Here is a 10,173-nt window from a genome sequence, read left to right on the forward strand (position 1 = left end):
GCGCTACAGCGGGGCCGGCGCGGCGCCGTTCCCCTGGCCGCCGGCCTTGTTGCCGGGCGGCGAGGGCGATGCCGCGCCGCGCGAGGCCGTGTTGCTGTGGTTCGACGGCAAGCCGCTGCTGCAACTGCGCGACGCGAAGGCGCGCGTGCGCGTGGTCGATGCCGCCAGCGGCGCCCCCGCATCCATCGCCAAGGACGACATCGTGCGCGCCGCGTCGAAGCTGCGGCCCGGCGCCCATGTGACCGAGGCCACGCTGCAGGCCCGCGAAGACTTTCACTGGTACGGCCACCACCGCGAGCGCATCGTGCCCGTGTGGCGCCTGCAGTTCGACGACGCCGGGCGCAGCTGGATCTACATCGACCCCGCCAGCGGGCAGGTCGCGGGCAGCAACGACCGCAATTCGCGGCTGCGGCGCTGGCTCTTCAATGCGGCGCACAGCCTCGACTTTCCCTGGCTGATCCAGTACCGGCCAGCGTGGGACGTGGTGGTGTGGCTGTTGTCGATCGTCGGCGCGGTGGCCTCGGCCAGCGGCGTGGTGATCGGCTGGCGGCGGCTGCGGCGCAAGCCGAAGCCCAAGGCGTCGGCCGTGCCCGAAGTGCGGGGTGCGCCCCAGCATTCATGACGGGGCTTGCGTGAGCCAGCCCCTAAACTAACAATCAACTTTCGCACCACGGTGCAATTCAGGAGGTGCTCGATGCACATCGAACCAGGTCTCGTCGACGGATCCAAGATTTTCCTCAGCTACGCCACGGCGGCCGCTGCCATCGCCTACACGGGCAAGGTCGCGTTCGACACCGCCATCAAAGACGGCGTCGCGGCGCTGGTGCTGCGCTCGGCCATCGCCGTTGCGCTGGTGTTCTGCTTCTTCGAGGTCCTGCCGCATCACCCGGTGGGCGTGTCGGAGGTGCACCTGATCCTCGGCACGACGCTGTTGCTGGTGTTCGGGCTGGCGCCCGCGGCCATCGGCCTGGCCGGCGGGCTGCTCATCCAGGGCCTGTTCTTCGAGCCGCAGGACATTCCCCAGTTCGGCATGAACGTCACCACCTTGCTGGTGCCGCTGTTCGCCACGGCCGCGCTGGCGCGGCGGATCATTCCGCAGAACGTGGCCTACGTGGACATCAGCTACCGGCAAGCCTTCAAGCTGTCGGTGGCCTACCAGGGCGGCATCGTCGTGTGGGTCGGCTTCTGGGCGCTCTACGGACGCGGCACGGGCATTGAGAACCTGGGCCAGATCGCCAGCTTCGGCGCGGCCTACATGACCGTCGTGCTGGTCGAGCCGCTGGTCGACCTGGGTGTGCTGGCTGCAGCCAAGGCATGGCGTCGGCTGCAGGGCACCGTGTTCGTCGAGCGCCGCCTGTACGGCGGCGTCTGAACGCGGCCGGTTTCTCTCGCGCGCCTTTCGCTTTTTCTGCCCCCCATCTTCCGCCGTGCCGAGCGCAGTCGCCCGAAAGGGCGCCTTGCGCTCGTTCACCGTCCAGCCGCGCCGCCCCAGGCGCCTGAAAGAACGTTTCCATGACCCAAGCAACAAGCAACGCCAAGATTCCCGTCACCATCGTCACGGGCTTCCTCGGCAGCGGCAAGACCACGCTGCTGCGCCACATCCTCGGTAACGCCGAGGGCCGCCGCATCGCGGTGATCGTCAACGAGTTCGGCGAACTCGGCATCGACGGCGAAATTCTTCGCGGTTGCGGCATCGGCTGCGACGACGAGGGCAACGAGCGCGAAGGCGCACTGTACGAGCTGGCCAACGGCTGTGTCTGCTGCACCGTGCAGGAAGAGTTCCTGCCCGTGATGCTGCAACTGGCCGAGCGGCGCGGCGACCTCGACGCGGTGCTCATCGAGACCTCGGGCCTCGCGCTGCCCAAGCCGCTGGTGCAGGCCTTCCAGTGGCCGGACATCGCCAACATCTTCACCGTCGACTCGGTGGTCACCGTGGTCGACGGCCCGGCCGCCGCGGCGGGCCAGTTTGCCGCCAACCCCGAAGCCGTCGACGAGGCCCGCCGCGCCGATCCCAACCTCGACCACGAGTCGCCGCTGCACGAGCTGTTCGAAGACCAGCTCTCGGCCGCCGACCTGGTGGTGCTCAACAAGACCGACCTGATGGACGACGCCGCGCGCGCCCAGGTCGAGGCGCTGGTGCGCGAAGAGCTGCCGCCCGAAGTGAAGATCGTTGCCGCCACCGAAGGCAAGCTGCCGCTCGCGCTGCTGCTGGGCCAGGGCCGCGCCGCCGAGGCCACCATCCACCTGCGCGAAAGCCACCACGACCACGAGGAAGACCATGACCACGACGAGTTCGACTCGCTCGTGATCGAGCTGCCGCCCGTGGACCGCGACAGCCTGCTGGCCGTGCTCGGCAAGCTGGTCGAGCAACACACCATCTACCGCGTGAAGGGCTTCGTCGCCATTCCGGGCAAGCCGATGCGCCTGCTGGTGCAGGGCGTGGGCCGCCGCTTCGACCACCACTTCGACCGCCGCTGGCGCGATGGCGAGGCGCAGCGCACCCGCCTGGTGTTCATCGGCGAAGACCTGGACGAAGGCGTGCTGCGCAAGGCGCTCGATGAGGTGAACGCCGTCGCGGCCTGATGTGACTCCATGCACCTGCTGAGCACCCAGCCCGGACGCTTCGTCGAGGACGACAGCGTCGTCACCCGGCTCGACCAGACCCCGGGCGACATCGTGGTGCTCAGCTCGGCCGACACCACGCTCGCGTTGCTGGCCGCCGCGCGCACCGCGCTGGCGGCCACCGACCCCGGCTACCCGTCGCTGCGGCTGGCCAACCTGATGTACCTGCGCCAACCGGCCTCGCTCGACCTGTACATCGACGAGGTGCTGCAGCATGCGCGCGTGGTGGTGGTCGACCACCTCGGGGCCGAATCGGCATGGGCCTACGGGCTGCAGCAGTTGGAAAAGCTCGCCAGGCGCAAGGGCCAGCAGCTCGCGATGTTCTCGGGCGACCTGCAGGAAGACGAAGACCTGCTGGCGCGAAGCACCGCGCCGCGCGCCGTGAGCCGGCAGCTCTGGCAGTACATGCGCACGGGCGGCGCGGGCAATGCGTTGCAGTTCCTGCGCGCGGTGGCTTTTCACGGGCTGGGCCATGGCGAGGCACCACAGCCGCCGCGCAGCCTGCCGCAGGTCGCGCTGCATGTGCCCGGCTACATGCAAGGCGTCGATGCGGCGCACACCGTGGCCGGCATCGACGACCTGCGCGCCGGCTGGCACGCGGGCGCGCCGGTGGTGGCGCTGGTGTTCTATCGCTCGCACCTGCTGTCGGGCAACACCGTGGCCTTCGATGCGGTTGCCGCCGCGCTGAGCGCCGAGGGGCTGAATCCGCTGCCCGTCGCGCTCGATTCGCTGAAAGACCCGCTGTGCCTGTCCGCGCTGCGCGAGCTGTGCGCGGCGCACGACGTGCAACTGGTGCTCAACACCACGGCCTTCGCCGCGCTGGGGCAGGGCGCGCAGAACGAAGAAGGCGAGGCCATCGCGCTGGCCGGCGACGCACCCGTGCTGCAGGTGATCGTGAGCGGCGGCAATCGCGAGGACTGGCTTGCCGACAGCCAGGGCCTGCGCCCGCGCGACATCGCCATGCAGATCGCGCTGCCCGAGATGGACGGCCGCATCATCACGCGGGCCGTGAGCTTCAAGGGCCTGTCGCACCGCTGTGAACTCACGCAGACCGAGGTGGTGAACTACCAGCCCGAGCCCGACCGCGTTGCGTTCGTGGCCGAACTGGCGCGGCGCTGGTGCCGGCTGCGCGCGCTCGATGCGGCTGACAAGCGCATTGCGCTGATCCTGGCGAACTACCCCGGCAGCGAAGGCCGCATCGGCAGCGGCGTGGGGCTGGACACGCCGGCCTCGGTCATCGCCATCCTGCGTGCGATGCAGGCCGAAGGCTATGCGCTCGGCGACCCCGCCGCGCTGCCCGAAGACGGCGATGCGCTGATGCGCAAGCTGCAGGAAGGCATCGCGAACGATCCCGCGCAATGGGCCGCGCGCCCGGCCTGGCAGAGCTACGCAATGGCCGACTACCGCGCGCGGCTTGCGTCGCTGCCCGAAGGCATGGCCGACGCCATCGATGCGCGTTGGGGCACGCCCGAGCAAGACCCGCTGGTGCGGCAGGGCCGCTTCATGATCGCCGGGCTGCGGCTGGGCCGCGTGTTCGTCGGCATCCAGCCCGCGCGTGCGCTGGGCACGTTGGGCGCGGCGGACTACGCGAGCTATCACGATGCCGAGCTCGTGCCGCCGCACAGCTACCTCGCTTTCTATTTCTGGCTGCGCGATGCCTTCGCCATCGATGCGGTCGTGCATGTAGGCAAGCACGGCAACCTCGAATGGTTGCCGGGCAAGAGCATCGCGCTGTCGCAGACCTGCTGGCCTGACGCGATCCTGGGGCCGATGCCCAACGTGTACCCGTTCATCGTCAACGACCCGGGCGAGGGCGCGCAGGCCAAGCGCCGCACGCAGGCCGTCATCATCGACCACCTGATGCCGCCGCTCACGCGGGCCGAGAACCACGGGCCGCTGCAAGACCTGGAGCGGCAGGTCGACGAGTACTACGACGCGCTGCTGGTCGATGCGCGCCGTGCGAAGGTGCTGCGCGCGCAGATTCTTGCGGCGGTGCGGGCGCAGCATCTGGTCGAAGAGCTCGACATGCCGGGGGCCGAGGACGACGCCGTGCTGGCACGCGTCGATGCGTACCTGTGCGAGCTGAAGGAAACGCAGATTCGCGACGGGTTGCACGTGTTCGGCGCGTCGCCCGGTGACCGGCTGCGGCGCGATACGCTGCTGGCGCTCGCGCGATACCCGTCTGGCGACGGCGCGGGTGCGAACGCCGGCCTGCTCGGCGCGCTCACGCAAGACCTGCTGCCCGGCGAAAGCTTCGATCCGCTCGACATCGATGCCGCGAAACTCTGGCAGGGCGCGCGGCCTGCGCTGCTGCAAGCGGTCAGCACCGACGCGTGGCGGCACCAGGGCGACACGCGCGAGCGGCTGGAGTTGTTAGCACAGCAACTGCTCGAGGCGCGCGATTGCCCGGTGGAACTGCCGCACACCGCCGCCGTCATGGGTCGCATCGAACAAAGCCTCGCACCCGCGCTCGATGCATGCGGTGGGCAAGAACTGCTGCAACTGTCCCGCGCCCTGCAGGGCCGCTTCGTGCCGCCGGGCCCGAGCGGTTCACCGTCGCGCGGCCGACCCGACGTGCTGCCGACGGGCCGCAACTTCTACGCGGTCGACACCCGCGCCATCCCCACGCCCACCGCCTGGATGCTCGGCCTCAAGTCGGCCGCGCAACTGGTCGAACGCCACATGCAGGAGCACGGCGACTATCCCGTGGCGATGGGCCTGTCGGTCTGGGGCACGGCCACCATGCGCACGGGCGGCGACGACCTGGCGCAGGCCTTCGCGCTGATCGGCGTGCGGCCCAAGTGGGCGCCGGGCAGCCAGCGCGTGGTCGATTTCGAGGTGCTGCCCACGGTCGGCCTCGGGCGTCCGCGCATCGACGTCACGCTGCGCATCTCGGGTTTCTTTCGCGACGCTTTTCCCAATGCCGTGCAGATGTTCGACGCCGCCGTGCAGGCCGTCGCCGCGCAGGAAGACGAAGACGCCGAGCGCAACCCGATCCGCGCGCGCATCCTGCGCGAAACGGCGGCGCTCGAAGCGCAGGGCGTCGCGCCCGACACGGCCCGCCTGCAGGCCGGCTGGCGCGTGTTCGGCTCCGCGCCCGGCAGCTACGGCTCGGGCCTGCAACCGCTGTTCGACCATGGCGACTGGCAGAGCGACGACGACCTGTCGAAGGCCTATGTAGGCGGCAGTGCCCATGCCTACGGCCAGGGCAGCGACGGCGTGCCCGCGGCCGATGCGCTGACGCGCCGGCTGCGCGCCATGAACGTCGTCATGCAGAACCAGGACAGCCGCGAGCACGACCTGCTCGACTCCAACGACTACTACCAGTTCCAGGGCGGCATGGCCGCTGCCGTGCGCCACCTGAGCGGCCGGCAGCCGGCCATGTACCACGGCGACCACGGCAACCCGCAGGCGCCGCGCGTGCGCACGCTGAAGGAAGAAATCAGCCGTGTGATCCGCGCGCGCGTGGTCAACCCCAAGTGGATCGACGGCGTGAAGCGCCACGGCTACAAGGGCGCCTTCGAGATGGCGGCCACGGTCGACTACCTGTTCGGCTTCGACGCCACCGCGCGCGTGGTCGGCGACCACCAGTACGCCATGGTGGCCGACGCCTACGTGCTCGACGACGCGACCCGCGACTTCGTGAACGAACACAATCCGCGCGCGCTGCACGACATGCTGAGCCGTTTGCTCGAAGCCATGCAGCGCGGCCTGTGGCAGTCGCCCGGCGACTACCGCACCCAACTTGAAGACCTGCTGCTCGACCACGAGCAGCGGATGGAAGGAAGCGAGCGATGACCACTGCCGCCCCGATGCCGGTGCCTTTTCCGTTTGCCGCGATCGCGGGCCAGCCGCGGCTGCGGCAGGCGCTGCTGTTGGCGGCGGTCGATCCCGCGCTGGGGGGCGTGCTGATCGAAGGGCCGCGCGGCACGGCCAAGACCACGGCGGCGCGTGCGCTGGCCGAGTTGCTGCCCGGCGCGCCCTTCGTCACGCTGCCGTTGGGGGCGAGCCTTGAGAGCCTTGTCGGCACGCTCGACCTGGGCCACGCGCTGGCCGGCCACGAACTCAAGTTCGCGCCCGGCCTGCTGGCGCGCGCGCATGGTGGCGTGCTGTACGTGGACGAGATCAACCTGCTGCCGGATGCGCTGATCGATTCGTTGCTCGACGCGGCAGCCAGCGGCGTCAACGTGGTCGAGCGCGACGGCATTTCGCACCGGCATGTCGCGCGCTTCGTGCTGGTCGGCACCATGAACCCGGAAGAGGGCACGCTGCGGCCGCAACTGCTCGACCGCTTCGGGCTGTGCGTGCAGCTGCGCAACATCGAGGATGCGGCCGAGCGGCAGGCGATCGTGCGCGCGCGGCTCGCGTTCGATGCGGATCCGCAGGGCTTTCGGGCCAGGCATGCACGGGAGGAGGCGGAGCTTGCCGCGGCGCTGGTGCGGGCGCGGGCGCTCGTCGCGGATGCGTCGGCGTTGCCTTATGGCGATGCGGTGCACGAGGCGGTCGGTGCGTTGTGCATCGAAGCGGGGGTCGACGGGTTGCGCGCCGACCTCGTGATGCTGCGCTCGGCACGTGCGCTGGCTGCATGGGAAGGCGCGGCGGCGATCACGACCGACCATGTGCGGCAAGTGGCCGAGGCCGTGCTGCTGCATCGTCGCAAGCCGCAATCAGAAGGCGCATCGCCTGCCAGCGCACCGACGCCGTCTGCGCGCGGCGCGGATGCCAATGGCGCAGCTTCGTCGAGCGCGAACAACGCGAGCGACGAAGACTGGGGCGCCATGCCACCAGAGCCCGTCGGCATCGAGCGCGTGAAACCGTTGCGCCCGCTGATCCCTTCCCAGCAGCAGGCCGCACCAAAAAAGCCTGAGCCTCCGGGACACCGCACCCGCTGGCGCGCGCCAGGGTGAACGGAGGCAGGGCACGCAAAGGGATGCATGGCACGGTGCCGCGCGGCAGGGCACGGCCTTCGACTGGCCGCGCACTTTTGCGGCACGCGGTGCCGACGCATTGCGCGCCGGGCATCTGCGCCATCGCCCGCAGGAGACGCGCAGCGGCGCGCTGCACTGCTTCTTGCTCGACTGCTCAGCCTCGATGCGCGACGACGGCAACCTCGCGCGCGCCAAGGGCTTGCTGCTTGCGTTGATGCAAGAGGCGTATCAGCGCCGCGACCATGTCGCGCTGCTGTGCTTTGCCGGCGAGGTCGTCGAGCTGCGCCTGCCGCCGCGCCGCGCCAGCGCGTGGAACGACGACTGGATCGCGCCGATTGCCGCAGGCGGCGGCACACCGCTCGCGCTGGGCGTGCAGCGCGCCGGCCAGTTGCTTGCGAAGAACGAGTCGCGGCAACGCTGGCTGTGGCTGCTGACCGATGGCCGCAGCAGCGAGAGCCCGGCGCGGCCTGAAGCCGCCGATGTCGCCTGCGTGGTCGACTTCGAGGCCGCGCGCGTGCCGCTGCACCGAGCGCGGCAACTGGCACAGCGCTGGGACGCGCGCTACCTCGTCGGGGACAAGGCCGCCTGAATCACAAGCTCTGTGTATCTGCTCAAGAAAGGGTATCCCGGCAGCCACATTGCCCGGACCGCCTGATGGCTGTGCGGTTTCTCAAATGGAAGTTCGGGTACTGTGCGGCATGTTTTTCAAACCCTGCTTCCTGGCCCTTGCACTGACCCTGGCCGCGCCTGCTTTTGCACAGCCAGCGCAGCCGTTGCCAGGCGAGGACTGCAAGGCGCAGGAAGCCCTGCTCGAGCGCGACATGGACCTCGCCCGTTCCAGGGGCCAGATGCTGCGCCGCCGCGAGCTGGCCGATGCATTGAGCGCGTTGCAGGCGACCTGCAAGGCGCCGGCCGCGCCGCAGACCCGCGAGGCGCGCATCGAACGGCTGGAACAGGACATCCGCCTGCTGCGCTCGGAGCTCGAGCAGGCCGAGGCACAGTTGCGCAGCCTGCGCAACGAGTCACACTGACCGCTGCGCCGCGCCGTTACAACGCCAGCGGCTCGGCCTCCACCGCCACTTCTTCCGGCGGCGCCAGCATCGTCCCCCGGCAATTCACCGACCCGCAATGGCACGGGTACTTCGACGGCGGCGACCGACGTCGGCCACTGCGGGTCGACTTCGAAGTGCGCACGCGTGCTGTTGCGACAGGCGCGGCTACTGGCGCGACCCGACAGAGCAGACCGACTGCTCGAGATCCAGTGCATTGCCCGAGTGACAGCGACCTCTGAACGAACCTGCCTCACCACCTATTGCGATAACTCGCCCGGCGCGAAGTTTTTATTGCGGTCGCGGCAAGTAGCAAAGGTCAACAATTGATATGAATTGCAATAGCTAAGCTACTTCTCAATCCGCCTTTGCAGATTGTGATGAAGTGCCAGCATGGGCTGGTGTGTTGGAGTTTGATGTTCCTGGTTTCCAAAACAATATGAGGGTGCTTCAGAAAATACTGCCGAGCGGATCGGTCAAGTGGGGATATATTGATGGCCGCAGTTATCGGGTTATTAAGCCCATAGATAGAAGGTGGAAATCATGCGAGAAGGGCAATTTGTGATCCATTGCGAGAGCGACGGGTTCGGTGAATCCTGGCATGCCTTTGCTGTCGAGGGACTTCCAGCCTCTTGTTTGACCCGAGCAAATAGTGGTGAGAGCGAAGTTTTTTTATTAATGATAGAGGAGGAAGAATGGGGGAGCCTTTCATTGCGGGAGGAGGAGTTTTACTCAATATCCAAAATCATCGATGGCAAGGAAGAATCTTTTGCAGTATTTTTTTGCAAGGAGATAATTTCCAGAGTCGGCGGCCGATGTTATTTGTATGCGGCAATTGAGTATTCTGATGTTTTGATAATTTCTATTCTTGATGCGTGGGAAAAAGGCATAAGAATTAATTGGAGGAATCTGAGTGGCTCTTATGGCCCGGCGTGGCTCTCGAACTGCGCGAAGCGGGGAGGGGAAAATGGGTGGATTCAAAATTATGTATCTGAAAATGTGTTGATTTCCTCCGCTGGTCTTAGAAGCCATGAAGATTTTTACTGCTATCTTGGAGAGAGTTTTTTTGGATATAAGGGTTATGCGGGGAGAGATCTCGATGGGTTGCGAGAGGTGTTGCTTGCAAATAAAAATGAAAAACTCGTCGTTTCGTTGATTGATGCGCCAAGAGTTTTTGATTTTCTTTTGAAAATTTCGGGGAGAGAGGATTATTTTCGGCTCTTTGAAAGCGCATTGATGGATGCGGGAATAAGGTTGATTCCGTGATTGAGATGCCTGCTGTCAATCCTGCATTGTTTGAGATGAATTCAATACCCGACCGCCGAGGCCGACATCCAGATCGAACCTTCGACGGCTCCCAACGCCCGTCCCGGCGACAGCGACCTCGTCGTCAAGTACATCCAATCCAAGAAGTGGCGCGTCACCCTCAGCCTCGACGACAGTGGCACCGAAGCCACAGGCCGCTACCAATCCGGCGCCACTGTGTCCCTGGACAACCCCTTCGGCCTGAACGACCTGTTCTACGTCAGCGCCAATCACAACATCAACAACCACGTCTTCAGTGATCCGGCCAA

Annotated in this window: 8 protein-coding genes and 1 pseudogene; all 9 read left to right on the forward strand. The window is 67.0% G+C overall.

Annotated features, from left to right (window positions below; genetic code table 11):
• On the forward strand, window positions 1-622 hold a 622-nt coding region (locus tag BMG07_RS37425), incomplete at its 5' end, for a PepSY domain-containing protein (RefSeq protein WP_198088723.1).
• 72 nt (window positions 623-694) lie between these two features.
• Window positions 695-1,372 carry an energy-coupling factor ABC transporter permease gene (locus BMG07_RS37430; protein ID WP_198088724.1) on the forward strand — a complete coding sequence of 226 codons (678 nt, stop codon included), beginning with the start codon at window positions 695-697 and terminating at the stop codon, window positions 1,370-1,372.
• A 140-nt stretch (window positions 1,373-1,512) separates the two neighbouring features.
• Window positions 1,513-2,583 (forward strand): cobalamin biosynthesis protein CobW, encoded by a 1,071-nt coding sequence (cobW, locus tag BMG07_RS37435; RefSeq protein ID WP_198088725.1) that lies wholly within the window; start codon window positions 1,513-1,515, stop codon window positions 2,581-2,583.
• Window positions 2,584-2,592: 9 nt separating this feature from the next.
• Window positions 2,593-6,420, forward strand: coding sequence for a cobaltochelatase subunit CobN (gene cobN, locus BMG07_RS37440; RefSeq protein ID WP_198088726.1), 3,828 nt, complete (start codon window positions 2,593-2,595; stop codon window positions 6,418-6,420).
• Window positions 6,417-7,529 carry an ATP-binding protein gene (locus BMG07_RS37445; protein ID WP_198088727.1) on the forward strand — a complete coding sequence of 371 codons (1,113 nt, stop codon included), beginning with the start codon at window positions 6,417-6,419 and terminating at the stop codon, window positions 7,527-7,529. Before cobN ends, BMG07_RS37445 begins: the two co-directional genes overlap by 4 nt.
• Before the next feature lie 100 nt (window positions 7,530-7,629).
• Window positions 7,630-8,139 (forward strand): VWA domain-containing protein, encoded by a 510-nt coding sequence (locus BMG07_RS37450; protein ID WP_269759787.1) that lies wholly within the window; start codon window positions 7,630-7,632, stop codon window positions 8,137-8,139.
• Window positions 8,140-8,248: 109 nt separating this feature from the next.
• Window positions 8,249-8,581, forward strand: a complete 333-nt coding sequence (locus tag BMG07_RS37455) for a DUF1090 family protein (RefSeq protein WP_269759788.1) — start codon at window positions 8,249-8,251, stop codon at window positions 8,579-8,581.
• A gap of 552 nt (window positions 8,582-9,133) precedes the next feature.
• Window positions 9,134-9,865, forward strand: coding sequence for a hypothetical protein (locus tag BMG07_RS37460; protein WP_198088728.1), 732 nt, complete (start codon window positions 9,134-9,136; stop codon window positions 9,863-9,865).
• A 48-nt stretch (window positions 9,866-9,913) separates the two neighbouring features.
• A pseudogene (locus BMG07_RS37465) lies at window positions 9,914-10,173 on the forward strand (ShlB/FhaC/HecB family hemolysin secretion/activation protein); the annotation flags it as partial.

Origin of the sequence: Variovorax sp. E3 (assembly GCF_016082275.1) — a bacterium.
Lineage (GTDB): Bacteria > Pseudomonadota > Gammaproteobacteria > Burkholderiales > Burkholderiaceae_C > Variovorax.

What these genes read in the sequence shown, in the direction of transcription:
- BMG07_RS37430 (WP_198088724.1), top strand. Translation starts at nt 695, where the DNA reads ATGCACATCGAACCAGGTCTCGTCGACGGATCCAAGATTTTCCTCAGC.
- cobW (WP_198088725.1), top strand. Translation starts at nt 1,513, where the DNA reads ATGACCCAAGCAACAAGCAACGCCAAGATTCCCGTCACCATCGTCACG.
- cobN (WP_198088726.1), top strand. Translation starts at nt 2,593, where the DNA reads ATGCACCTGCTGAGCACCCAGCCCGGACGCTTCGTCGAGGACGACAGC.
- BMG07_RS37445 (WP_198088727.1), top strand. Translation starts at nt 6,417, where the DNA reads ATGACCACTGCCGCCCCGATGCCGGTGCCTTTTCCGTTTGCCGCGATC.
- BMG07_RS37455 (WP_269759788.1), top strand. Translation starts at nt 8,249, where the DNA reads ATGTTTTTCAAACCCTGCTTCCTGGCCCTTGCACTGACCCTGGCCGCG.